Source organism: Vibrio sp. 10N.261.45.E2, assembly GCF_002875705.1.
Classification (GTDB): domain Bacteria; phylum Pseudomonadota; class Gammaproteobacteria; order Enterobacterales; family Vibrionaceae; genus Vibrio.
Window position 1 is genome coordinate 1 of the sequence record NZ_MCZZ01000025.1, and the last position, 24,323, is coordinate 24,323.

General features: G+C 44.5%; 23 protein-coding genes. 11 read left to right on the forward strand and 12 right to left on the reverse strand.

What is annotated here, in order from left to right; translation table 11 throughout:
• Nucleotides 1-215 precede the first annotated feature (215 nt).
• From BCT34_RS01205 to BCT34_RS01215, 3 genes are all read left to right on the forward strand, one after another.
• Nucleotides 216-1,205, forward strand: a complete 990-nt coding sequence (locus BCT34_RS01205) for a rhodanese-related sulfurtransferase (RefSeq protein WP_076654035.1) — start codon at nt 216-218, stop codon at nt 1,203-1,205.
• Between the two features lie 183 nt (nt 1,206-1,388).
• Entirely contained in the window at nt 1,389-1,646 is a 258-nt protein-coding gene (locus BCT34_RS01210) for a YdcH family protein (protein WP_009846137.1), read from the forward strand.
• 123 nt (nt 1,647-1,769) lie between these two features.
• The gene (locus tag BCT34_RS01215) at nt 1,770-2,246 is read left to right on the forward strand and encodes a GNAT family N-acetyltransferase (protein WP_076654036.1); all 477 of its coding nucleotides are present in this window, start codon (nt 1,770-1,772) and stop codon (nt 2,244-2,246) included.
• Here BCT34_RS01215 and manA read toward each other — a convergent pair.
• The 6 genes from manA to BCT34_RS01245 form a co-directional block, all read right to left on the reverse strand.
• Nucleotides 2,243-3,448 (reverse strand): mannose-6-phosphate isomerase, class I, encoded by a 1,206-nt coding sequence (gene manA / locus BCT34_RS01220; protein ID WP_076654038.1) that lies wholly within the window; start codon nt 3,446-3,448, stop codon nt 2,243-2,245. The two genes, BCT34_RS01215 and manA, sit on opposite strands and share 4 nt — an antisense overlap.
• Nucleotides 3,449-3,746: 298 nt before the next feature.
• Nucleotides 3,747-5,087, reverse strand: coding sequence for an MFS transporter family glucose-6-phosphate receptor UhpC (uhpC, locus tag BCT34_RS01225; RefSeq protein ID WP_076654040.1), 1,341 nt, complete (start codon nt 5,085-5,087; stop codon nt 3,747-3,749).
• Nucleotides 5,088-5,095: 8 nt separating this feature from the next.
• Entirely contained in the window at nt 5,096-6,592 is a 1,497-nt protein-coding gene (gene uhpB, locus BCT34_RS01230) for a signal transduction histidine-protein kinase/phosphatase UhpB (RefSeq protein ID WP_076654042.1), read from the reverse strand.
• Entirely contained in the window at nt 6,592-7,200 is a 609-nt protein-coding gene (gene uhpA, locus BCT34_RS01235; protein WP_017061545.1) for a transcriptional regulator UhpA, read from the reverse strand. Before uhpA ends, uhpB begins: the two co-directional genes overlap by 1 nt.
• Before the next feature lie 147 nt (nt 7,201-7,347).
• Nucleotides 7,348-8,742, reverse strand: a complete 1,395-nt coding sequence (gene uhpT, locus BCT34_RS01240) for a hexose-6-phosphate:phosphate antiporter (protein ID WP_076654043.1) — start codon at nt 8,740-8,742, stop codon at nt 7,348-7,350.
• Between the two features lie 403 nt (nt 8,743-9,145).
• Nucleotides 9,146-9,484: a DUF1840 domain-containing protein gene (locus BCT34_RS01245; protein WP_076654045.1), complete on the reverse strand. Its 339-nt coding sequence runs from the start codon at nt 9,482-9,484 to the stop codon at nt 9,146-9,148.
• Nucleotides 9,485-9,799: 315 nt separating this feature from the next.
• Here BCT34_RS01245 and BCT34_RS01250 point away from each other — a divergent pair, with 315 nt between their 5' ends.
• On the forward strand, nt 9,800-10,990 hold the full coding sequence (locus tag BCT34_RS01250) for a GGDEF domain-containing protein (RefSeq protein ID WP_076654179.1): 1,191 nt from the start codon (nt 9,800-9,802) through the stop codon (nt 10,988-10,990).
• Nucleotides 10,991-11,015: 25 nt separating this feature from the next.
• On the opposite strand, the gene BCT34_RS01255 is transcribed toward BCT34_RS01250, so the two are convergent.
• Entirely contained in the window at nt 11,016-11,297 is a 282-nt protein-coding gene (locus BCT34_RS01255; RefSeq protein ID WP_076654047.1) for a hypothetical protein, read from the reverse strand.
• Nucleotides 11,298-11,454: 157 nt separating this feature from the next.
• Between BCT34_RS01255 and BCT34_RS01260 the strand changes: the two genes are divergently transcribed.
• Nucleotides 11,455-12,327: a pirin family protein gene (locus BCT34_RS01260; protein ID WP_076654048.1), complete on the forward strand. Its 873-nt coding sequence runs from the start codon at nt 11,455-11,457 to the stop codon at nt 12,325-12,327.
• Between the two features lie 196 nt (nt 12,328-12,523).
• On the opposite strand, the gene BCT34_RS01265 is transcribed toward BCT34_RS01260, so the two are convergent.
• On the reverse strand, nt 12,524-12,805 hold the full coding sequence (locus BCT34_RS01265) for a pyrimidine/purine nucleoside phosphorylase (protein ID WP_017057600.1): 282 nt from the start codon (nt 12,803-12,805) through the stop codon (nt 12,524-12,526).
• Nucleotides 12,806-13,112: 307 nt separating this feature from the next.
• Here BCT34_RS01265 and BCT34_RS01270 point away from each other — a divergent pair, with 307 nt between their 5' ends.
• Together BCT34_RS01270 and BCT34_RS01275 are read left to right on the forward strand one after the other, a co-directional pair.
• Nucleotides 13,113-13,577, forward strand: coding sequence for a DUF2850 domain-containing protein (locus BCT34_RS01270; RefSeq protein WP_076654050.1), 465 nt, complete (start codon nt 13,113-13,115; stop codon nt 13,575-13,577).
• A gap of 396 nt (nt 13,578-13,973) precedes the next feature.
• On the forward strand, nt 13,974-16,514 hold the full coding sequence (locus tag BCT34_RS01275) for a glycosyl hydrolase family 18 protein (protein WP_076654052.1): 2,541 nt from the start codon (nt 13,974-13,976) through the stop codon (nt 16,512-16,514).
• Between the two features lie 157 nt (nt 16,515-16,671).
• Here the strand turns inward: BCT34_RS01275 and BCT34_RS01280 are convergent, their stop codons facing one another.
• Together BCT34_RS01280 and BCT34_RS01285 are read right to left on the reverse strand one after the other, a co-directional pair.
• A complete protein-coding gene (locus tag BCT34_RS01280) occupies nt 16,672-17,520 on the reverse strand; it encodes an alpha/beta hydrolase (RefSeq protein WP_076654054.1) in 849 nt (282 codons plus the stop codon).
• Between the two features lie 135 nt (nt 17,521-17,655).
• Entirely contained in the window at nt 17,656-18,249 is a 594-nt protein-coding gene (locus BCT34_RS01285) for a TetR/AcrR family transcriptional regulator (protein ID WP_050620178.1), read from the reverse strand.
• Between the two features lie 428 nt (nt 18,250-18,677).
• Between BCT34_RS01285 and BCT34_RS01295 the strand changes: the two genes are divergently transcribed.
• Nucleotides 18,678-19,634: an AEC family transporter gene (locus BCT34_RS01295; protein WP_048610304.1), complete on the forward strand. Its 957-nt coding sequence runs from the start codon at nt 18,678-18,680 to the stop codon at nt 19,632-19,634.
• Between the two features lie 123 nt (nt 19,635-19,757).
• Nucleotides 19,758-20,798: an acyltransferase family protein gene (locus BCT34_RS01300; protein WP_076654056.1), complete on the forward strand. Its 1,041-nt coding sequence runs from the start codon at nt 19,758-19,760 to the stop codon at nt 20,796-20,798.
• Between the two features lie 122 nt (nt 20,799-20,920).
• On the opposite strand, the gene BCT34_RS01305 is transcribed toward BCT34_RS01300, so the two are convergent.
• The gene (locus BCT34_RS01305; protein ID WP_076654058.1) at nt 20,921-21,799 is read right to left on the reverse strand and encodes a 6-carboxytetrahydropterin synthase; all 879 of its coding nucleotides are present in this window, start codon (nt 21,797-21,799) and stop codon (nt 20,921-20,923) included.
• Nucleotides 21,800-22,030: 231 nt separating this feature from the next.
• The gene (locus BCT34_RS01310; protein ID WP_076654059.1) at nt 22,031-22,855 is read right to left on the reverse strand and encodes an AraC family transcriptional regulator; all 825 of its coding nucleotides are present in this window, start codon (nt 22,853-22,855) and stop codon (nt 22,031-22,033) included.
• A gap of 110 nt (nt 22,856-22,965) precedes the next feature.
• On the opposite strand from BCT34_RS01310, the gene BCT34_RS01315 reads away from it, so the two are divergent.
• Together BCT34_RS01315 and BCT34_RS01320 are read left to right on the forward strand one after the other, a co-directional pair.
• Nucleotides 22,966-23,442 carry a YHS domain-containing (seleno)protein gene (locus tag BCT34_RS01315; protein ID WP_076654061.1) on the forward strand — a complete coding sequence of 159 codons (477 nt, stop codon included), beginning with the start codon at nt 22,966-22,968 and terminating at the stop codon, nt 23,440-23,442.
• Nucleotides 23,443-23,660: 218 nt separating this feature from the next.
• A complete protein-coding gene (locus BCT34_RS01320; RefSeq protein WP_076654063.1) occupies nt 23,661-24,296 on the forward strand; it encodes an START domain-containing protein in 636 nt (211 codons plus the stop codon).
• Nucleotides 24,297-24,323: the final 27 nt, after the last annotated feature.

The following is a 24,323-nucleotide window of genomic DNA, read 5'->3' on the forward strand; positions in this document are numbered from 1 at the left end:
CCGCGATGAACCTTTTTTATCCCTCAGACCATAAATCCATAATAAAACAGGTGATATATAGCCCTACGTTTGGTTGGTTTTTGTCCCGCACCGCCTTGGTTATACTGCGCCTGATTTTAATAAGCCATCATGACGAGCTAGGTTTCAATACCCAGCTATGATCAGAATAGGCAACCGCTCTGGATTTACGTTCCAGCTCGCAGAAAGGAAAAACCATGTCTCAATATGTTGTATGTGCTCTGTATAAATTCGTAGCACTTGATGATTACCAAGAAATTCGCCAACCACTCACTGAATTGCTAGAAGCCAAACAAATTCGCGGTACTTTGTTACTTGCGAGTGAAGGCATCAACGGCACCGTTGCTGGTAAGCGCGAATCTATCGACGCCCTTCTTCAATGGTTCAAGCAAGACTCTCGCTTGGCTGATGTCGTTTACAAAGAGTCGTTCAACGAAGAACAACCATTCAACCGCACTAAGGTTAAGCTTAAGAAAGAGATCGTAACCATGGGCGTTGAAGGCATCGACCCTCGCCACGTTGTCGGTACGTACGTTAAGCCAAACGAATGGAACGACCTGATCTCAGATCCAGATGTGATCTTGGTGGATACTCGTAACGATTACGAAGTCGACATCGGCACATTCAAAAACGCGGTAAACCCAAACACGGAAACTTTCCGTGAATTCCCTCAGTACGTTGAAGACAACCTCGACCCTAAGAAGCACAAAAAAGTCGCGATGTTCTGTACGGGTGGTATTCGTTGTGAAAAATCAACAGCCTACATGAAAGAGCAAGGCTTTGATGAGGTTTATCATCTTGAAGGCGGCATTCTTAAATACCTAGAAGAAGTGCCAGAAGAAGAGAGCATGTGGGAAGGCGACTGCTACGTATTTGACGGCCGTGTTGCGGTTAACCACCAGCTAGAAAAGAGCGGTTATGACGTGTGTAACGCGTGTCGTTTGCCAATCACTGACGAAGACAAAACCTCTGAACACTTCGAGAAAGGCGTAAGCTGCCCTAAATGTATTGATAAGCACAGCGACGAGCAGAAAGCCCGTTTCCGTGAACGTGAAAAGCAAGTTCAACTATCGAATGCTCGTGGCGAAACCCACGTAGGTGCCGAAGCTGCTCACCTTATCGAGCAACGCAAGAAAGAGAAGCTTGCACACAAAGAGCAGCAACGCTCTGGTAAGAAAGCGAAGTAAGCTTCACACATAGACCTAAAGTTATAAACGTATAACGATAGACACAAAAAGGGCGCAAGTTCGAGGATCATTCCACGAGTTTACGCCCTTTTTTGATCGCTTTACGGCTTTGTGTTTTGAGCCACATTTCTTTCAAAAAATAGCTTCTATACTGTTAGTAATCCGACTAGAGAGGAAGTGCCAATGCTCAATGAAAACCATGCCTTTATCTTAGATTTCCCAGATCTTAAATTAGACATTGTTCAGCTCAACCACGACGACGAAAAATTCAAAGCAGACATGCAGAAATACCATCAACTCGACTACGACATCCGTCAGCTAGAAATCTCCGGCAGCCCTATCGATGATGACAGCATGCACAACCTAAAAGTAGAACGCATGGAGCTCAAAGACTCGCTTCACAAGCAACTCACTCGACATCACGCGCTTAAGATCGTTTAAACGAGTTCTACAAATATGACTTTTAGAGCCACGCACACCGCGTGGCTTTTTCGTTTAATTCGTCTATCAATCGATTATGGTATTTTTTGCTTATAAAAAGCTCAGAATAAGGAAGTGGAAAGAGTGAAAATCAAGGGTGACAAACTACAATTCCAACTCATTTCAAACTCAGAATTCGAAGAGCTGTTTGCGTGTGTTAAGCAAGGTATCTTTATACACGTGGATAGCGTTTTCGGCTGGGATGATGACTTTCAACGTCAACGCTTAATCAATGATTATCATCCCTCTTGGTTTCATTGGATCTATCACGAAAAGAAACGTGTGGGGCTCGTCTGCTTTAAGCCTTATGAAAACGCATACCATATTCATCTACTGATCATTTTCCCTCAATATCAAGGCCGTTCGCTTAGCATACAAGTCATGACTCTCATACATAAGAGAGCCATGGAACAGCAACGAAGCCACGTCAGTCTATCGAGTTTTAAAAGTAACACTCGTGCCATTAGCTTTTATCAGGCACTTGGCTATCAAATTGTTGATGATAGGGATGATAATTTCGTGGGAATGAGGCTCGACCTAGACCACAAACTCCACCGTTAATTAAACGCCCTAGCCACTCTACCATTACTGCTCAATTCGTAGTGACCAATATAGGCTGGGATAAATACCGATTGCCCTTTAGTGAGGGTTAAGTGTTCACCTTTCTGACTCATTAGCGTTAAATCATCATCTATTGCCATCAAAATTTCAGCACCGCTTGTGATGACTTCTTCTTGATGTGGGCTATGAAAAATATTGAAATTGAAATCACTAACCGGGATGTCATAGCTATCGCATTGACCCAGTTTTGAGGGCGCGAATAACAAGCGTTCAAACGGGATCGGTTTGAATTCTGTACAGGCAACCAACTCGGCGACATCAATGTGTTTTGGTGTTAAACCTGCTCGCAGCACGTTGTCTGAATTTGCCATGATCTCGAGCCCAGTTCCCTTAATGTAAGCATGCGGAGTGTTCGCATTCAAATACATCGCTTCACCCGGCTTTAGTGTGATCAAGTTAAGCAGCAGAACACAAAACAGACCGATGTCGTTCGGGTACTGATGGCTAAGCTCAGTAACCAAAGCAAACTCTGCTTGGTCTTGGTGAGCTGCTGCGTAATTCAGAAGTTGCTCTAATGCTTGATGTTTGTGTTGGTCATTTAGCGTTAACAGATCACGGAAAAACGCTTCTAAACCTAGAGAATCAAGGTTGTTACCAAACTCTTCAACCAAACTAGCCAGCTCGCTCGAATCCAACTTTCTGAACAGACTTAATATTTCATCGAATTCTCGAAAGCCATTCATCGCTTGATATTCAGTGATCGCGTAAACCAATTCAGGTTTGTGGTTCGAGTCTTTGTAATTACGGTGTCCAGCGCTCAGAGGAATGCTTGCTTGCTCCTCTCTTGCAAAGCCAATTTCGGCTTGACGCTTGTTTGGATGAACCTGAACAGACAGCGCTTTTTCTGCCGCTAAGATCTTAAACAAGAACGGCAGTTCACCGAACTCCTGCGCAATATCATTTGATAGATAGGCCGGTTTATTCTTATTAATCAGATCAGATAGAGGCACCAAATGCTGGTCAAGCTTAACCATTGAACAACCTTTCGGATGCGCTCCCATCCAAACTTCCGCTTGCGGTTCTTGTGACTCATTCTTAAAGCCAAACAGTTCACGTATCGAAGAAATGCTCCCCCATGCATAATTTTGGATGGTGTTTTCCATTGGGAAAAATGAGTGTTCAGAGAAGTGGCTGAGTGACATGGCGTTTTCCGTAGTGAGCCCTTTGAACACAATTCAGAGAGCTGATTTCTAATAACGTAAATAATTAGAAAGACTACAGAGCGCGGCTAAAACCCACATGAGATGGGGTCTTAGACGCAATAGGAAAAATTCTTAGAAACGGGTGAGAACGATGAAAAGCGTGAAAAGAGTCACATTTGAATATCACGCATAGAAAGTACCGGAAATAAGATAGCGGCTTGTATCGCACTGGTTACAGCAGCGATACAAGCATCTACAACGAAAACACCAGTGACTATCTTGCTACCGAGAAGCAGCCTTAAAAGCCAGAAGGAGCTTCTGCACTTTTCTGAGGTGATTGAGCTTGCAGGAAAGGCAGTAGCAGTAACCCGATGACAGCAGCACAAGTAGAGATGGTAATGAAGAACCCACTCCAACCGTAGGTTTCTAAAACGAGCGCTAATGGATAACCCGAGAGTGCTGCTCCCATGTAAGCAAATAAGCCAACAAAGCCTGTCGCTGCCCCGGCAGAATCTTTGTGCGAACATTCAGCCGCCGCCATACCAATAAGCATTTGAGGGCCAAAAACAAAAAAGCCTACACAAAACAGCCCAGCAGCTTGAAACACAAAGTTGGTTAAAGGCATAAGCCATAAAGCCGATACCGAGAGGAAAATACCAATCGCAAACAGGATGTTCATTGGACCGCGGTTACCACCAAACAACCTATCCGATCCCCACCCAGCAACAAGTGAACCAACAAAGCCACCAATCTCAAACAAAGACAAAGCTGCGTTCGCATTGATCAAACTGTAATCGTGCTCTTCGGTTAAGTATAAATTACCCCAGTCGTTGACTGCTGTTCTTACGATGTAAACCAACACATAACTAAAGGCGAGCAACCAAATATACTTGTTGCTGAACACGTAGGTTTTCAGGATTTCTCGATAGCTTAACCCTTGCCCGTGGCTCTCTTGTGCCAACTCTAGATGGTCATTGCGCCACTTTCCGACTGTCGGAAGCCCCATTGTGGTGGGCTTATCACGTAAACGCCAGCAAACGATAAGACCAATAAAAACACCAATCACACCCGGCCAGATAAAACCTGCTCGCCAACTGAATTGCAGCGTCAGGTAACCCACGAGAATAGGGATTAGCGCCCCACCGACGTTGTGTGCTGTATTCCATATAGCCCAGCGAAAGCCTCTTTCAGAGCGAGAATACCAAGTCGTCAATAACTTAGAACACGATGGCCAGCCCCAACCTTGGAACCATGCATTGAGCACCCAAAGCAAGATAAAAGCCGCCAACGAACTAGAAAAGCCAAACGCGATATTGATCAAGCCTGTCGCGATTAAGCCAAGCCCCATGAAGTAGCGCGGGTTTGAACGATCCGATATCGTGCCTGAGATAAACTTAGATAAGCCGTAAGAAAGATAAAAGAGCGTGCCAATTAAGCCGATATCACCTTTGTCCAAGCCAAGATCGGTGATCATAGCTGGCGCGGCATAGTTAAAGGTTTTACGAGTGAAGTAAAAACCTGCGTAGCCGACATACATTCCTATCATGATGTGGAGGCGCCAGTAGCGATAACTCTGATTGACCTCATCATCAGTAAGAGCATAACTCTTGGACGTTGTTGAACGCAGAAATCCAAACATATTCGTTCTCACACTTTAGGTAATGTAACGCTGATATTGGTACCCGAAAATGAGCCACTAGCGTTGATTGTCATCTTGCCGCCGAGCGCCTGAACACGCTCCTGCATACCACGAACCCCCATTCCTTTGAGAAGGTCTTGCGCTGTAAAGCCAACGCCATTGTCTGTGATCTGAAGATAAGCCTGATCATCTAGAATCAGTTCAATTCTAATTTCGCTCGCTTGAGCATATTTATGAGCATTGTTTAAAGATTCTTGGCACAGACGGAAGAGAGTGACCTTAAGCGTGTCACTCAAGCACGAGTAATCACCTTGCCAATTTAACTGGATATCAACGCCGTGATCCGAAAACTCCATCTCTCGAATAAGCTGCTCTACAGAATCTTTTAGATCAAGATCGTCCAACATCTTAGGTCTTAGTTTCGTGAGTAGACGTTTGGTGGTGTCATAAACATTCAAAGACAATGATTCAATCGTACCCGCACAACGAACACTCATATCAGCGGCATCGACACGTTTAATAATACTTGCCTGCGTGCGAATAGCAGTGATGTTCTGGCCTATTTCATCATGCAGCTCACGGGCAATATCACGACGAACCGACTCTTCAGCCGTTACCAGCTGACGTGAAAGATTTTGATTTCTGGAAAGCTCACTTCGCAATTTCGAGTTAAGATCTTTCTGCTTTTGAACCGCTAAACCAAGCAATATACCGGTAATAGTTTGAGCGGATAGAGACAAGAGTAAGTCGGTAATTTCAAGTTTTGACGTTCCACTATGAGCTGCAATCAGCGCGACGCTGTTTAATAGAGTCGCCAGTAATGCGCCCTGCCATCCGTAACGAACGGCAAGCAGGATAATAGGGATAGCCATACAGAATGGGGCGAAGCGTCTTAGCTCATCAGGCAAACTGGTTTGTATCAAGATACTGGCCACCAGCAACACACTGTATAAAGCGATGTGACGGACTTTGAACTCAACAACATTGTTGATTAAGTAAGAGCTCAATGGCGCCCACTTATTTTGAAATAAGTAGTTCCAGACCAGATAACACATCGGCACCAACATCAAACCACCTGTGATACTCACCAACCACACCATGTAAATAGCCGGAACATGAGAACTGACCACGGCAACATTAATGAGTGCTGTGACCATGATTAAGCTCGCCATCACTAACAAGTGACGATTCTGGTCACCATAGTAATAACGTTTGGCAATTAACGTGGCAGGGATGCTCAATCCACTGGCGATGAGTATTGTCAGCCATTGAGGTTCATCAAGTAATAAGGCTAAAGCGATCGCAAGCCCCCACTCTGCAATATAGATCGCAGGCCAGTAGTGAGTGCGAGTATGCAGCGTCATTCCCAACCTGAGTGAGAATGGGAAAAGCAGTATGGCTAACTCGGGGTCATTAATGAAATAGAAGGCAATAACCCACAAACAGAACCATGCACAGCCAGCCATAAAAACCCCGCACAAAGAGGTGGCTAGATAAGAGCGCATTAGTACTGATCTTGAGTGAACAATTTAGCTAACTCAACGTTGTTCTTAACATTGAGTTTGTCCATCGCATTGGCACGATGGACATGCACCGTTTTATGGCTAACCCCTAGCTCTACGGCGATAGATTTCACGTCGAGCCCTGTTGCCAATAGCTGACACACTTCGCTTTCTCTGCGGGTTAGTTGATTTAAAGAGGCTTTATTCTTCATGGGTGTCGCAAGTTTAATAGCAATATCTGGCGTGAGATAACAGCCACCATTCGCACTCGTGTGTACGGCTTGAATCAACTCATCAGGGCTACAGCGCTTGCTGAGATAACCTTTGGCTCCTAATTCTAATGACTTTTCAACCATCGCCGGAGAGTCATGAACGCTTAACATGATACTGGCAATGCCTGATGGGATCTCTTCCAATAAGCTCAAACCACTTTCGTCTTGCATTGAAATATCTAAGATCACGACATCAGGGTGACAACTTGGCAGTCCAAGGCGCGCTTCTGCCGCAGAGTTGAATTCACCCACGACCGTAATATCAGCCTCAAGACTGAGTAATTGAGCAAAGCCAGATCGAACAATGACGTGGTCATCAACTAACGCAACATTAATCATGATATTAACCAAAATTAAGAGTAAGAAAGAAAAATAGCCCCGACAGGAGCTATATAAAATTTAGTTTATTGGTAGAGATGATACTGAATCGAACTCACGATTGGTATGATCTCACGTGCTTTAAACCAATAAAGCACGTGAGACTCGCTACGCGTTTTGAGCCGCTAAGTGCATTTTCTTAGCGTGGCGAATCTTCTTCTCTTCCGCTACCGCTACAAATAGCAGTAACACTATACAAATTGCTGCTGACGTATCGAGTGCTGCGAACGTTCCTTTCCAACCCGTTAAGCCGAAAATAGGCGTTCCGTCTGCAATCATACCTAGGCCAAGTTTGGCAAAGCTGTCACCAATTAAGTAAGCAAATGTGCCTTTCACACCATCTGCAACACTGATTGCTTTCTTAGGCACAAAACCTACCGCAGCAACACCAATCAGCAACTGAGGACCAAACACTAGGAAGCCAAGCACGAATAGTGATGCGAGGTACATGAATTCACTCGTTGCATGCTGGTAGAACTCTAGAGAAACAATGATCAGAGCTAGCGATACACAAGCAACCAAAGCACGGCGTCCGTTAGCAAGGTCTGACAGATAACCCCACATTAGCGTGCCGACTAGTGCACCAACCTCAAACAGCGTGAAACCTGAAATTGCCGTTTCTTTTGATAGACCTAGCTCTTGATACGCATAAACGGTAGACCATTGATCGATACCGATACGAACAATGTATAAGAAGATATTCGCGAAGCAGAGCAACCAGATCACTTTGTTTTTCAGAATGTATTCAACAAAGATCTCTTTCTTGGTCATTTGGTTCTCTTCAGCGGCCGTATCTTCTTCGCTGACTTCTTCACCAAACAATTCTTCAACCGTACCTAGACCGTATGCTTCTGGAGAGTCATTACCAAAGCGCATACCAATAAAGCCAACCACAATCGCGATGATCGATGGGAACACGAACATACCAATCACGTTACCGTCAAATAGGTAGTTTGCACCGAACAGAGCAACACCAGCAGCACCTGCGCCGCCCACATTGTGTGACATATTCCAAAGGCCTAAATAAGAGCCTCGCTTGTTACGAGGTGTCCATTTAGTAATGGTCGAGTAACTTGATGGCCCACCGGTACTTTGGAAGAAACCACTCAACGCATAGAAGGCAACCATCATGAATAAGCTAGCACTGCCGCCGCCCATACTGAAGCTGAAGCCCAACATTGCAATACCCGAAAGAACAAGCATGAATGGCAGGAACTGCTTGGTGTTTTTACCATCGGCATAATAGGAAACGACGGTTTTACCGATACCGTAAGTGATAGAGAAACCCAGACCGATAAGACCTAGATCCGTCATCGATAACCCATAAGTAGAAATCATGTCGTTTTGCGCGACATTGAAGTTCTTACGGATTAGATACATGGTTAGATAACCAATGAACACGACTAGGTAAGATTGCAGGAATGGTTTAAACCACATTTTTCTTCTGGTTTCGACCGGAAGATCCAGCGTCGGTTTTCTAACCTGATCTAGGAACTTTAACATTGTGAACTCTCTTATTTTTTGTGAGGTCTGCACGGCATAATTGCGACCATGCATTCTTTGTTAGTTGACCGTGAAATAATAAGGAGTCTAAAAATCGACCGCATGAGAGAGGGTCTTAGAATAACTAGGAAAAATTCTTAGTTCGGAATTGGGAGTCAAGAAACCGTGAACAGCATCACTTTGTTTACGGTGTGTTATGTATTGATATTACGATAACAAAAGTCGCTCATTTCAAGGCTGACGAACCTTGTAAATAAACAGAAACAAGTGAAACGTTTCGCAGCAAACAAAGTACCAGGGTCGATTCATCACAATCAAACTCCATGGCATAACCGACACTGGTTCAACATTCATTCCTATTAAAATAGATTCGATAGGCTTGTTACGTTTTGCGCGAATCGAACTACAGTAGTTTACCGCTGCCGTCTTCCCACATAACTTCGCACTCTTCTTTGATAGCGGCTTTCAACAGTTCAACCAACGGAAAAGCTCGGCTACCGATATTGACAGGCACTTCAATAACTTCTTCTTCATTGTCGTCATCAGCATTTTCTTGCTCGACTGGTTTGCTTTGCTCTGCAGCGATCGCAGCACGTAAATTATTCAAAGCTTGAGGAACGTCTGGAGCATCAATGGCTCCCGGGATCGCGCCACTATGTCCAAGCATCTTAATGAACTGAAGACCGACTTCACCAAACATCGTGACGCTAGCATGAGCCTTGCAACTAAAGGTAATTAACATAATGAGCCTCTCTCAATTTTGGTTATCTACAAACTATGTTGAGTAACACACTGGAAAGCAAGTAGATAATGGTAAAGCCGTATCTTCGAACTCGAACCTTGATAGTTCCATCTTCGAATTAGTTTGTACCGTCAGTGATACACGTCACCATTTATTATCGGTTGAATAGTCTTTCATATGAAAGCTTGATAGTAGTCACACTAAATAGAGATTAAAGCCTCCGCGTAGCTTATTATTTAATCTACTATTAACACCATTATCAAAAACTTTGGCACAAATCACATGAAAAGGCTCGTCGGCAGACACCTAGAAGAAATGGCGGACATACGATCGACCCGCAAACAAAAAATTGTCCACTCCTTTTCAATGACTGCCGCTACGTTATTCATTTTCTATACTTGGGCTTACTTCCAAGGCCAACACTATACGCTGTCAGCTTTCGAATTGTGCTTTGCCATTATTGCCATCTCTAACGCATTTTACGTAAGAAAAGTCTCCAATCCTGAGTACTCCGAATTAATTCTGAGTGGTGTTCTTCTAGTTCAGGGCATCATCCTATTCTTGTACAGTTATGCTATTCCCGACAGAATACTTTGGCTCTACCCGATCTTAGCTGCTGTCATATTCATTAACGATTTCAGAATTGGCGTTATCTTGAGCACCTCATTTTGTGTGTTTATCAGTACATTGATTACTGCAATGCCTAACAACTTTTCTTTGCCATTTAACAGTACACACAGGTTTATCCTTAGCTTATTTACCATGAGCTTGGTGTGCCATACATCCGCCTATTACTACACAAAAGCCGTCAGTTATATCCAACGCCTTTATCAAGAAGGCATTGAAGATCTGGCCTATAGAGATCAACTAACAGGCTTGGCAAACCGTTGGAGCTTTGAACGCTGGGCGACAGAAAAGTTAGCGACTGTGGATAGTGAGCGATCACTTACCGCATTGGTCTTTTTGGATATTGATGACTTCAAAGGCATTAACGACAGCTACGGGCACGACGTCGGAGACAGTGTTTTACAGCATTTTGCTAATCGCTTGAGTAACAATATTCGAACCAGAGACAGAAAAAGCCACGAATACGATTATTCCATCGCGCGTTTTGCCGGAGACGAATTTGTTCTGATGCTCTACGATATCCCTACTCGTAAAGACCTAGATGGTATTCTCGATAGGATTTGCGGGCTGTTCGAAAGCGGTTGCCAAACAAACGAGAGAATCAAGGAATTGACGCTAAGTGTTGGGGTTTCTTTGTATCCACAAGATGCGACAGAATTGCATGAGTTAACAAGGTGTGCAGATAAAGCCATGTATGTAGCTAAGCACTCAGGGAAGAACCGATATGCTTATTATCATGACAACCCAGTATCGACATTGATAGAAGAATTACCGGCGAATCTAGCTAGCTCAGAATCGGATTCTTCTGAACTTGGAGATTGTCTTGAAACGAAAGTGGAAGGAAACAATGTAACACTGTTAAAAACACGTCAACGCTAGCCTGCCATACAACTCAGCGGCGATGTTAGCCTGCAATGTACATAAGCCAAAGGCTTACTAGCCCAATCACAATAATCCATACAACTTGTCGGGTACGGTCCGGGTTAACACGCTTGGACCTAGATACTGGTTTAAAGGCGACTTGTTTCTCCGAATGCATAAAAGCCGCTTCCACCTCGCGCTTTTTCCCCCGCCGCTTGACGGCATTATTCGCTACTTCAGTAAAACGCTGACCTTGCTCCGTTGTGAAATCATTATCAAAGCCCATTCGACCGTGCCTTTCGCCATGTTTTTGCTGTACTGCCATAGCGTCCTCCTTGGCGATCTAATCTATATTGAGTATAGACTTAATTTCATATTGTTACCTGTTCAAGATTTTCGAATAAGACACTCAACGCAGTGCCATCTTCTTTCTCAATTAAATTACATAAACTACAGCTATTAAAGTTTATGAGGGTTTCAAAATGACGAATGTAAGAGCAGTAGATCATGTGATTGCAGCACATGCCACCTCAGATGGTGATGGTGTCAAAATCCAACGACTCGCTGGTTTTAATAACGCGCGTTTCTCTCCATTTTTGATGATTGATGAACTTAAGTCGGATGAAAGCAAAGACTATGTTGGCGGCTTTCCTCCGCATCCTCACCGTGGGATAGAAACGCTCACTTACATGCTCCAAGGCCACTTCCAACACAAAGACCATATGGGAAATGTTGGAGAGCTACGTAGCGGTGGCGCGCAATGGATGGCTGCAGGACGTGGTGTTATTCACAGTGAAATGCCAATAATGGAAGAAGGTGCGCTGCATGGTTTTCAGATTTGGATAAACCAACCTGCGACACATAAAATGCAGCCAGCGCAATATCACGACTTCCAAAGTGAAAGCATCTCGGAGCATCAAGGTGAACAAAGTGGTTTGTTGAGAGTAATTGCTGGAGAGTTTGAACTGCACGGCCAAACTACCGGTGACTCAGAGGCTTTACGGTCACAAGGTCCATTGCAGAAAACAGGTGTACCATTAAGTGTTGCGGATTGGCGATCTCATTCTGGGCAAAAAATGACGTTAGGTACTAATGTTAATCATAATGCCATGACTTACGTGTACCGAGGCAGTATTAAGATCGGCGACAAAGTTATCAACCAAGGTCAACTTGCCCTACTCACCAAAGCTGACTTGTTGTCTTTGGATAGCTTAGAAGATTCCGGTGTAGTGATTTTTTCTGGCGAACCGATTAATGAGCCTGTTGTGCACTATGGTCCGTTTGTCATGAACTCGATGGAACAGATTGAACAAACCATTCAGGATTACAACAACGGTGTGTTTGAGACTTACTGATATCTAGACTTAGCGCTTGTGTGTTGAAGATTGAAGATTGAAGATTGAAGAGATTTTGCAACGAACAACGATTTGGTCATCCATTTGATGACTACAAAAACAAGTGACACTATCCACTGCCGGTTACTATCACTTATTTAACCACGCTCTTAGAGCGTGGTTTTTTCTTATTAGACAGAAGCTAGTTTAAGGCTTCTTATAGGTACTCACACAAGTAAGCTGTCGCTTCTTTTACCTGTAGGTCGAATGAAGAGTCACCCGCAACGTCAAAAGACTCACCAGATTGGTATGTTGTCCAATCATCATCGCCAACACGCTTTACAATCAGAGCGCCTTTAACCACTGTCATCTTTTCAGGTGCAGCAGTACCGAACGTGTACTCACCAGCCGCCATTACACCAACACTCACATCAGCACCAGACTGGTTAAACGCTAGCGACTTAACGCCACCTTCAAAGTATGTATTTTCTTTAATCATTGTACTTCCTTGTTATCTTCAAATTGCAATTACTGAGCTCACCGAGTAAGCCTGTGCGTAAATTTAGGTGATAATTGTTTTAACCAATTCGAGACGCTCCTACAAGAAATAAATACGCATAGCTTAAGCATTTCTAGAATTCACTTTCATTGATAACGCAAATACTGGGGAACAAGATTAAAAAACACTAACGCAACCTAATTTATTTGAACATTCGATCCTGCTTCTAACTCTTATAACAACTTTTGCAAACTAAGGTTTTAGTTAATAGAATCAAAAACAATATCAGTCGATAAATGAAGAGATAATGGCAAAAAAGCCAACTAAAAGCAGAGATCTATTTGCCAACTCGTTACTCTACGGCTTCCTATTAGCTGGCTTTATGATTGCCCTCACCGCTGGCTATTTTGCTTACCAAGCCCACCAGAAATCTGTCAGTCCAAGTAACGTCTATGGCACATGGATAGAGATTGCAGCTCCACCTTACAACACCGATATCCTAACGCTTTCAGAGAAAGGTGTGATGATGAATCATCGTCTTATCACTACCTCATTCGATTTTGACGGTAAAATTGTCACGATCAACACAGGCTCTGGAACCACCGTTTACACCATCAGTGGCACCTACGACTCGCCTCGCTTGAAGCGACTAGAACCAAGCGTCCCGTCTCAGCAGTTTGTTAAAGAAGGCTACGAAGATACTGCAACTGGTGATACCCATAGCATCATGCAACAACGACGCGCTTCGTTAGCTGAGCAATTCAAAAGATAGTCCCTCTCTTTACTCTGAACAGCATTATTCATCAGATTTAGTCGTCGTTCTGATCTTCTCGCCCAACAGACCTCACTTTGTGACACCGCTTCAATTCACAATATTTTCTTATAGTTTGTCGCATCTTTTTATAACTTCGTGTCGTGAATTTTCACTTATGAGATTTTCCTACTGAAGAGGGTTTTATTTTATAAAACATGGACTCAGTCTCTCATTCATTAAGCAACAAAATTGTAACAAGATACAATTTTTTAGTTGTCCATCGAAAACGAATTTATTTTCAGTTATGAAATTAAAACTCTCTCGAATACTGACTGGGAAGCTCCTTCAAAACTGATTGGAGCCGTTTATGGGGCCATTTGGTTCTCGTAACCTTCAAGGAATGAGAGAAATAGTATGATTCGTATAAATACCTGTGCTGCGAGCATCGCTCTAGCGCTATCTGGTACAGCATTAGCTGCTCCAACCGCACCTAGCATCGACATGTATGGTTCCAACAACCTGCAATTTTCTAAAATTGAACTCGCGATGGAAACCACTTCTGGCTACAACCAGATGGTGAAATATCACGACAAAGCAAAGGTCGACGTTAAATTTAACCAATGGAGCGGCACGTCAGGAAACACGTACAACATCTACTTTGATGGCGTTAAAGTGGCAACAGGCCCAATCACTGGTAGCCAAACCACGGCTTCATTCGAATACGGCCAAGGTGGCTTATTTGAGATGGAAATTGAAGCATGTGACGAAACAGGTTGTAGCAAGAGAGCACCAGCTCAGATCACAATCGCTGATACCGACGGCTCACACTTAGCGCCACTTGCGATGAACGTAGATCCAAACAACAAGTCATACAATACAGACCCTAACACGGTAGTAGGTACTTACTTTGTTGAGTGGGGTATTTACGGCCGTGATTACACCGTTGACAACCTACCCGCTGACAACTTGACCCATATCCTTTATGGCTTCATCCCAATTTGTGGTCCGAACGAATCCGTAAAATCAGTAGGCGGTAACAGCTACAACGCACTCATGACAGCTTGTCAGGGTGTTAACGATTACGAAGTGGTGATTCATGACCCTTGGGCGGCTTTCCAGAAGAGCTTCCCTCAAGCAGGTCACGAATACAGCTCACCTATCAAGGGTAACTACGCAATGATGATGGCGCTCAAGCAGCGTAATCCTGATTTGAAGATCATCCCATCAATTGGTGGTTGGACGCTGTCTGACCCGTTCTTTGATTTCACCACCAAAGCCAACCGAGACACCTTCGTAGCTTCGGTTAAGAAATTCCTTAACACATGGAAATTCTATGACGGTGTCGATATCGACTGGGAATTCCCTGGTGGAGGCGGTGCCGCGCCAGATCTTGGTGACCCTGTAAATGATGGCCCTGCTTACATTGCACTGATGGCAGAGCTGCGCGTGATGTTAGATGAGCTAGAAGCTGAAAACGGTCGTACTTACGAGCTGACTTCTGCAATTGGTGTCGGTCACGATAAAATTGAAGACGTGAACTACGGTGATGCTATCCAGTACATGGACTACATATTCGCAATGACTTACGACTTCTACGGCGGTTGGAACAACGTGTTAGGCCACCAAACAGCACTGAACTGCGGTAACTTCATGCGTCTTGGTCAATGTGACGGCACAGGGCTTGATGAAAATGGCGAACAATACACTGGCCCTGCTTACACCACAGACAATGGCATCCAATTGCTGCTTGAACAAGGCGTTCCAGCGAATAAGCTTGTAGTAGGTACAGCGATGTACGGTCGTGGTTGGGAAGGCGTATTACCTTCATCACTCACCGATCCTAGCGACCCTATGACTGGCGTTGGTAACGGCAAACTGAAAGGCAGCTCTGCACAAGGCGTTTGGGAAGATGGCGTTATCGACTACAAAGGCATTAAGGCGAACATGCTTGGCGCGAATAACCAAGGCATCAACGGCTTCGAATATGGCTACGACGAAATGGCAGAAGCGCCATACGTTTGGAACCGTACTTCTGGTCAGCTGATCACGTTTGATGATGACCGCTCAGTTAAAGCAAAAGGCGCGTACGTGCGTAGCCTTGGCCTTGCGGGTCTATTCTCTTGGGAAATTGATGCAGACAACGGCGACATCCTGAATGCGATGCATGAAGGTCTTGCGGGCGGTACGACAGATCCTGTCAACCGTAAACCAACGGCTGCTGCAGGTGCCGACCAATCAGTTGAAGGTCCCGCTTCTGTTTCTCTAGATGGCAGCGCTTCAAAAGACAGCGACGGTACAATCGCTAGCTACGCTTGGTCACAAGTGAGCGGGCTAGCCGTGACACTGGCGAATGCCAATGCGTCTGTTGCAAGCTTCGATGTTGTGGAAGTCGCACAACAAGAGACTCTAACATTCAGCCTAACCGTAACAGACGACGAAGGCGCAACGTCAACAGACACGGTTGTTGTAACGGTAAATCCTAAAGACACGGGCCCAGTCAACACAGCTCCGGTAGCAGTGGTTACGGCTCCGGCTGAAGTCAATGCGGGTGACGTTGTTGTGGTTGATGCGTCAGCGTCTAGCGATGCGGATCAAGACACATTGACCTTCGCTTGGGATGTACCTGCTGGTATTGATGCAACGGTTCAAGGTTCTTCAGTGAGCTTTGTCGCAGCGGAATACACGCAAGACACAGTACTGAACTTCTCTGTAACCGTTAGCGATGGCACTGATACATCGGTAGCCGCTACTTCCGTGAAAGTTCTTAAGAAAACCACAGGTGGCGGTACGTGTACTAACGCTTGGGATTCAAGTGCAATCTACACTGGCGGTGACCAAGTGACTCAAGGCGGTAAGGTTTGGGAAGCGAAATGGTGGACAACAGGCGAAGATCCAACAACAACAGGTCAATGGGGCGTGTGGAAAGAGATCGGCCCAGCAAACTGTGCTAACTAAAAAATAGCATTTAGTTAAACACTAACTAAGAATCAACTAAACACCTAAAAGCAAAGGCCAACCAGATAATGTCTGGTTGGTCTTTTTTTATATGTTTTCTGAGCTTTGAGCTTACGATTTTTTTTACTGGCAGCCTTCTGACTTGCGATCGTTAGACTTAGCCAATTAAGTTATCAAAACTCTCGAATACTTGTGGGCACTTCATCACTCGTCCGTGGCCTTGGCCTTGAGTGGCAATCAAGGTCACGCGACCCATTTCATTCGCCGCACGCTGAGACACATCAAACTTAGTAAACTTATCTTGTTCATCATGAACAATGATCGTTTGAGACTCACGAAGTGCTAGCTTGCCATAGGGATCAACAGATTGAATTGGGTAGTTAAACTGCTCTTCGACTTCTCCAACTACGGCCTCAAACAGTTTCATCGAGTAACCAGAACGCGCCACGCTACCGAAAAGGTTTTCTAGATAATCAAGTACAGGTGCAATCAGCAATAATGGCTTGTTTTCTAATTTAATGTGCTTGCATTCCAACGCGGAAGCTGTACCCATGCTGTGACCGACCAATCCAGCCACTTCACCTACCGAATCGAGAATAGCTTCAAGGCCATTCACAAACGCTGGGATATGACCATGTACACCATCACTGCCCCCATGAGCCGGATGGTCGTAAGCCAGAGCCGTAAAGCCTTTCGCAGCGATATGCTCCATTAAAGGGAAAAACTGACTCGCCGTACCAGACCAACCATGAGTCAGAACCCAAACTGGACCCGTGCCCAAAGAATAGGTTTTTAAAACCCCATCACGGCCTTTGATTTCACTCTTGATAAGCCCTTGAGGATCGCCATTTTTTTGCTCAGTTCGCATTGGAGTGAGCAGTAATTTGCGCGCAGTCTTCTTCGCATGACTCGGCGCTAAAATGTAGTGCAGATTGGTGGTTGCACCTATTAGGCTGCGCTTGAAGCTGAACTTGTTCGATGTATTAAAGTAAATTTTGTCACTCATGACCGTTCCTTGTGTCGCCATTAACTATGGCGGATAGCGCTCGGCCCTAAAAATCGAACGACCGTGCTATTTGTTGATATAAAAAATGGTGCTACCGCTGACCACCATTTCTCTCAAAATTGCTCTTAGATACGCTTAAACTACTTTCCAGCTGGCAATTAAGCGCTCTACACCACTCCAAAAATGAGTGTGGCTCGCTTGTTGGCCTCGCAATGAGTAGAACAGGTTTGCACTCAAATAGAGACCGTACAACTCGAAGGTGGCTTGTTTTGGATCTAAATCAGCTCTGAACTGCTTGCTCTCAACTGCTTTCGTTACCTGAATGGTCAAGTAATCAATCCACACTGAAATGGTTTTCTGCAGTGCTTTTTGGATCACAGAGGTTTCGCTGCCTGCATCTTTCCATGCATCAATAAACATGCAACTGCCTTGGAATGAATGATTCCACCCCAACCAATTGTCGAGCAGCTGTTTTAATTTCGCTTCAATATCACCATCTCCCAGCTCTCTTGCGGGAATAATGACTCTTTCAGTGAATATCGCATTGGAATATTCGAGTACAGAGAGTTGCAAGTTCTCTTTAGAGTTGAAGTGTGCAAACAAGCCACTCTTAGACATGCCGCATTGCTTGGCTAACTCACCAATCGTCAAACTCTCAAGCCCATTTTCACTCGCAAGCGCGAATGCGTGGCTCAAAATATACTCTTTGGTTATCTTTCCTTTGCTCATTATTCACCAATTATAAATCTGATACGTTATTTTTAGCACGTTCGTTCTTTTTTTCAAGTTTTTTACTTAACCCTTGGTATTCATTTTGTCTTATCTAGGGCGTGTTGACCTTTCGCGGTAAAATTTTGTTCGAGATAAAAGCGTTTTAATCGCGGCGAGGGGGGAAGTAGCCTAGTCATTCTAAGCAAATCCCCCCCCAACAAAGAGTAAAACGCTTTTAACCGAACCCTTCGGGCAGCGTTTGCTGGTCATTTCTACTGCGTTATCGGCCTTTCATGTAGGCTAGCTACACATCAAAGCCTCTGCCTTGTAGACATACCCAGCAATTCGCTGCAAAAATCAGCTCGAAAGGTCCACATGCCCTAATAACTGTGGAAAAATGCGACAGCATTCAAAGGAAATTGAAATCGACTAACAAAGGAAAAACAATGAACACACTTTGGGAACAGTTTGCGTTTTCGGCGTCAGTAACAGGCCCTATCTGTTTAATGCTGTTTCTTGGTGTGATGCTCAAGCGAATCGGCTTGATCAATGATAATTTCATTGATGTCGCATCTAAGGTCGTGTTTCAAGTCACCCTACCCGCGATGCTATTTCTAAGTATTGTTCAATCGAATCACAACTTTTCAGCCAGTAGCGCGTTAGTTGCTTTTGGCGTCATCGCTAACTTTGTCTTTTTCTTGTTCACGATTTTCTCAACCAAGTTGGTATTCAAAGGTTCGAAAGATCAAGGTGTGATTGTCCAAGGTGGGTTTCGCGCTAATACTGCAATTATCGGCCTCGCCTATGTGGCTAATATCTATGGCAATCAAGGCGTGGCATTGGCGGCTATCTATGTCGCATCCCTAACCGTGCTATACAACATTCAAGCCGTGATTGCACTGACACCAAAAGGTGAAGACACAGGCGCGAAAGCGATCAAAGTAATCGCTAAGTCGATTACCAAGAACCCATTGATCATCGCTATTTTCTTAGCGGTCGTCTTCTATGCACTTTCGATTCCTATCCCCAAAATGGTGACTGACGCTGGTCAATACTTTGCTAACATGACGTTGCCTTTGGCTCTGCTGTGTACCGGCGGGTCGCTGGATATCAGCTCACTCAAACAAGAAAAATTGTCGACGTGGTTCGCCTCTAGCTACAAGTTAATTGCCTCACCGTTACTGATTACACTAGCTGCCGGGTATTTAGGATTTGAAGGGCTCGATCTCGGGCTTATCTTCTTAATGAGCGCAGCACCAACAGCGGCGGCAAGCTACGTTATGGCTCGTGCGATGGGAGGAAACTCAACACTGGCAGCTAACATCATCGCGCTTACTACTGTTGTTTCTCTTATCACTTGTACACTCGGTATTTTTGTACTTACTGCAATGGATTTAATATAGCTGCGACAGGCTTCAAAAAACCGACACTAGCCTTGAAACAAAGGTCATAAGCCTTGATTTAGGACTAACTGGTTAGGCATAAAGGCTGCTAGATTTCGTAAAAATTTTACTAAGAGATCTGATATGTCTTCCGTTCAACATATGCCTTCGCAACACATCGCCAGTATCGAATTAGGCCGAGTGATAGCTATCTTGGCGATCATTGGTTTACACGGCCAAATGGCGCTCACTTATTGGCAAATAGATGAAGTGCCTTGGATCGGTTATGTGCTCAACCAAACTGCCCGTTTTGCGGTCCCTCTTTTCTTCTTAATTTCCGGTTATCTTATTCAGCCCAAGCTGATTGCATCCCCATGGGAAACCGTCATTAATTACTCGAAACCACTGCTTAAGGTTTGGTTAGCATGGAGCATCATTTGCTTAGTGATGCCATTCAACCTCGCGAAGGTAGAAGAGTTTGGCTATCTAGGTGAGCGCGAAGGTTATTGGGGTTTCTTAATGAACACGCCACTTAACTCTTTCTTAGAGGGCGGTTTGGTGCATTTATGGTTCATTCCAGCTCTGGTATGCGCAGTGTTGATCATCTCTCTATTGGTTGAAATGAAGCTCAATAAGCTTCTATTGCCGCTCGCTATTGCGCTGTATGGCTATGGTGTTTTGGCAGGAAGCTACGCAACGCTAACCGGATTAGAAGCGCCCTTCTTCACGCGTAATGGTCCGTTCTTTAGCACTTTGCTCGTTACCGCTGGCTTTCTGATTCGCCAGCACCAATTGCAGCTATCATCAGCAAAAGCGTTGGGCTTACTCGCAATAGGAATGGTCATCCACTTTTCAGAAGCAGCATGGTTAAGCCAATTTGATGTCGCCTTTAATATTCACGATTTCTTGTTTGGTACCGCTTTGTGGGGGATTGGTGTTTTCATGTGCCTTTTAGCTAATCCCAACATGGGTAACTACGCTTGGGTTCGTGCCATTTCTAATCGCATGCTGGGTATCTACGTTTGCCACTTACTGATCATTATCTTGCTGTTCAATATCTGTGGAATCTTCGGCATTACAGAATTGGCAAAAGACATTACGGTATTTTTTGGCACCGTACTGCTGAGTTTCGGCTTGGTCGTTGGTATCGAAAAAACACCACTACGACGCGTACTGCTTCGTTAGTATTTTCACCTAAAACTGTCGGTTAAATCAGTTTTAAAGAGCAACAAAAAAGAAAGGCAAGATAACTGAATATCTTGCCTTTCTTTCATCATATTAGAACTGAGACTCTCTCTCGTGAGGTGTTATCGGAACGCCATCGCGCCTTTACCTACCCCTTCATAAGCCACAATTTGTAGTGATTGGTTTTCTACCAAACTTGGGGCTACTTGATCCGCAATGTAGCCTGCCAGTAATTCCACCGTGGTATCGGTTGGTAAGATTTCCGTTTCGCTCTTAGCAATCGCTAGCTCAAATTCGCCTTGTGGCGCTGTGTAGCGGAAGCCATAGTGACTTTCATCATTAACACTGTTCGCTTGTTCACTCAGGTTAAGTGATGAAACTGAAACTTGGTCTTCTTTAGAGCCTAAGTAAATGTCTTCCCAGCGCTGAGCAAACGCCAGCTCGCGTTGTTCGTCACGCTGGCCATCAACCACAATTTCGACTGGAGAACGGTGACCATGCGCAATACGTTGGCAATTACCATCATGCTTTTTCAAGCCATGGGTGTAGTGGTAGAACGCGCCATTAATATTTTCATGGCGAAGGGTGATTTCTAACCCGGTAACGTTGCTTGGTAGATTATTGCGAAGAATGCCATAAACATGAGCAGTTACGCTCTCGGTGGTGATCGCTTCAGCATCAATCAGGCAATAAGCTTCATCAGGGCAATGTAAGTGAAGGCTCTTGTCACCGCGCAGTACATCAACTTTAGAGTAGCCCGCTTTGCTCGCTTGAAGAACAATTGCAGCGCTTTGCATTGGCAGTAATAAACGGTGATCAACGTGCTCATCAACGAGCTGTTTGATCTGCTTTTTGACCTTGCTAAAATCCAGCACCATGCTCATTTCATTAAGTTCACCAGACATGGTGACATCTAAAATCCAACTATCTCCTACGACCCCTCTGCGTTCACAGATGTATGAAGAATCGATAACGGTAAGGTCTCTTACAAATAGGTTCAAGTTGAACTCCTTAATACTTTAATGAGATACGGGAGGCTGAATAATGTTCAGCAGGCACTTCGTCTCATTGGTGTCTAGATAAAATAGGACGGGCAGGATGTTACAATGAGCTTATAAAGTCCACCTTTTTACACCCTCTTCCGATAAAAGAACAAACTACATACAACTTCCGCTAAAACTTAGACCAGCACGATGCGAATAGCCATAAACCGAGTGAGGTTGCCCGACGCATCACGACACATTTTGCTTTAACCAAAGACGCGGTGATACGCCAGCAACATGTTGAAAAGCGCGAGAGAACCCTGAATAACTATTGTAACCCACTTCATCAGCGACCCAATTGATGGGCTTATTTTGCAATAACAGAGATTGAGCCACAGAGACTCGCCACTTTTGCACATAGTCACCCGGCGTCTCACCCACTTCTCGTTTGAATGCTTCAATAAACTGAGTGCGAGACATCGCGGCCAATGACGCCATTTGCTCTATCGAAAAGTGGCGAGCAGGCATTAGATGAATCGCAGTAACGACCGGAGCAAGCCGCGGATGAGCAAGCGCAGAAAATACGCCTTGATCGATCTGCTGTTGTTCAATGAGATGGCGGAAAATCAAAGCCATCAAGGCGTCACTCAACTTGTCCATTAGATATTGTTGCCCCGATGAATCTTGGCTCGACTCTCGAAATAGCACCTCTATCACTGGCATTAAGTTAGGTGCATCCGCAAACGGAATGACTATCACGTCAGGCAAAGCCGACAATAAAGGATTCATTTGCCCTGAACGATATTCGACATTCGCACACACAACCTCTGCGCCGTCTCCCACGCCTTCAATCACATGTGGTGTGCTATTTGGAAGGTAAACAATGCAGGGCTGTGACAGCTGCTTGGACTCCGTGTACGCGCTAGACAAGGTCAACTCACCCGCGCTCAATACATGAAGATGCCCTTCTTTACCTTGTAGCGGCTTAAATGACGACACTCCGCACAAATTGCCAGAATAGAAAACACCGGTACGTATTGAAAAGTGTTCCATTAGTTGTGAAAGCAGATCCATGCATCCTCCGAACGATTCGCTTACTTTTAAGTTCTTTTGTCCCTCTATAGACCGGACGAGTGGGCTAAATTATTTCAAACAAGATAACCAACACTGACAAGGAACTTGAAATGTCACACATGAAATCGACCAGTCAAAAAATCACTCTATTGGCCGCGTTACTAGGAACCAGCTTTTCACTGATGGCAGCAGACATCGACATGAGCGTTGATAGCAATGACATCGCGATCAAAGGCTATGACCCTGTCGCTTATTTTGCCGACGAAGGGCCAGTTAAAGGTACATCTGAGTTCACAGCGACCTATAAGAACGCGATCTATAACTTTGCGAACAATGAAAACCGAGATAAATTTCGAGCCAATCCAGAAGCTTACGCACCTCAATATGGCGGGTACTGTGCCTTTGGAGTAGCAATGGGTAAGAAATTTGAAACCGACCCTCTCGCTTGGAAGTTAGAAGATGGGAAGTTGTATTTGAATTTAGACAAATCGGTTCAAAAACGCTGGCTAGAGAATACACAAGAGTTCATCCAAGACGCCAATACCAACTGGACCACCATCAAAACAGTAGAAGCCTATAAGCTGTAAGTTCTAAGTTCTAAGTTCTAAGTTCTAAGTTCTAAGTTCTAAGTTCTAGCCTACAGATCTTATCCATTGCCCATTAATAAAAACGGAAGCGACTAAACGCTTCCGTTTTCATTTTGGCTTTCCCCAAATAGGTAAACACAAAGCGATTAGTCACACGTACAAAGCTCATTTTTATTCTATACTCCTAGCAGATAAGCTTTTCTTTTTATGGAAGAATAATGATATTACCTAGGATATTGGTACTCGGGCTCTTCACCCTATCAACACTGACTTATGCCAACCCGTGGCAGTTCATCAAAAGTGAAGATGGCATCATGATTGATAAAAGAGCACACAGTGAAGGCTTAGTCGAAATACGAGCACAAATGCAAACGCCCACCACTTACTCCGGTTTTTTGTTGTTACTGGAAGACAGCGAAAACGTGCCAAACTGGATCGATAATGTCTCGCAAAGTCGTGTGTTGATGCAGATATCTGAAACTGAAAACATCGTCTATACCCAGTTCAAAGCACCGTGGCCTGCTAGAAATCGCGATATGGTGACCTATTCAAAATACAGCATCGAAGATGGGCAGTTTGTTTTGTCGATAAAGGACGCATCGAACTACTTGGCGAAAGAATCAGGGTACATTCGAATCTACGATGTGGACGCACTTTGGACACTGCAACCACTGACTAATGGCAATACCTACATCACCTACACCGCGTATGCAAACGCAGGTGGCATCTTGCCAAATTGGTTGATGAACAAGTTATCGATAGGCAGTGCACTGAGCACGTTCAAGGGGCTAAAAGAACAGTTACCAAAGTACCAAGGTCAACAACACCCTAACCTGCCAAGTGAGTCTCGCTAGCGGTATAAGTAGATGGGAAATAGGGAA

Coding starts and splice junctions, on each gene's coding strand:
- BCT34_RS01285 (WP_050620178.1), bottom strand. CDS start 18,249: ATGAGCAAAGGAAAGATAACCAAAGAGTATATTTTGAGCCACGCATTC.
- BCT34_RS01255 (WP_076654047.1), bottom strand. CDS start 11,297: ATGGCAGTACAGCAAAAACATGGCGAAAGGCACGGTCGAATGGGCTTT.
- uhpC (WP_076654040.1), bottom strand. CDS start 5,087: ATGTTTGGATTTCTGCGTTCAACAACGTCCAAGAGTTATGCTCTTACT.
- BCT34_RS01250 (WP_076654179.1), top strand. CDS start 9,800: ATGGCGGACATACGATCGACCCGCAAACAAAAAATTGTCCACTCCTTT.
- uhpT (WP_076654043.1), bottom strand. CDS start 8,742: ATGTTAAAGTTCCTAGATCAGGTTAGAAAACCGACGCTGGATCTTCCG.
- BCT34_RS01270 (WP_076654050.1), top strand. CDS start 13,113: ATGGCAAAAAAGCCAACTAAAAGCAGAGATCTATTTGCCAACTCGTTA.
- BCT34_RS01295 (WP_048610304.1), top strand. CDS start 18,678: ATGAACACACTTTGGGAACAGTTTGCGTTTTCGGCGTCAGTAACAGGC.
- BCT34_RS01210 (WP_009846137.1), top strand. CDS start 1,389: ATGCTCAATGAAAACCATGCCTTTATCTTAGATTTCCCAGATCTTAAA.
- BCT34_RS01275 (WP_076654052.1), top strand. CDS start 13,974: ATGATTCGTATAAATACCTGTGCTGCGAGCATCGCTCTAGCGCTATCT.
- BCT34_RS01310 (WP_076654059.1), bottom strand. CDS start 22,855: ATGGATCTGCTTTCACAACTAATGGAACACTTTTCAATACGTACCGGT.
- BCT34_RS01245 (WP_076654045.1), bottom strand. CDS start 9,484: ATGTTAATTACCTTTAGTTGCAAGGCTCATGCTAGCGTCACGATGTTT.
- BCT34_RS01315 (WP_076654061.1), top strand. CDS start 22,966: ATGTCACACATGAAATCGACCAGTCAAAAAATCACTCTATTGGCCGCG.
- BCT34_RS01300 (WP_076654056.1), top strand. CDS start 19,758: ATGTCTTCCGTTCAACATATGCCTTCGCAACACATCGCCAGTATCGAA.
- manA (WP_076654038.1), bottom strand. CDS start 3,448: ATGTCACTCAGCCACTTCTCTGAACACTCATTTTTCCCAATGGAAAAC.
- BCT34_RS01205 (WP_076654035.1), top strand. CDS start 216: ATGTCTCAATATGTTGTATGTGCTCTGTATAAATTCGTAGCACTTGAT.
- BCT34_RS01260 (WP_076654048.1), top strand. CDS start 11,455: ATGACGAATGTAAGAGCAGTAGATCATGTGATTGCAGCACATGCCACC.
- BCT34_RS01280 (WP_076654054.1), bottom strand. CDS start 17,520: ATGAGTGACAAAATTTACTTTAATACATCGAACAAGTTCAGCTTCAAG.
- BCT34_RS01265 (WP_017057600.1), bottom strand. CDS start 12,805: ATGATTAAAGAAAATACATACTTTGAAGGTGGCGTTAAGTCGCTAGCG.
- BCT34_RS01320 (WP_076654063.1), top strand. CDS start 23,661: ATGATATTACCTAGGATATTGGTACTCGGGCTCTTCACCCTATCAACA.
- uhpA (WP_017061545.1), bottom strand. CDS start 7,200: ATGATTAATGTTGCGTTAGTTGATGACCACGTCATTGTTCGATCTGGC.
- uhpB (WP_076654042.1), bottom strand. CDS start 6,592: ATGCGCTCTTATCTAGCCACCTCTTTGTGCGGGGTTTTTATGGCTGGC.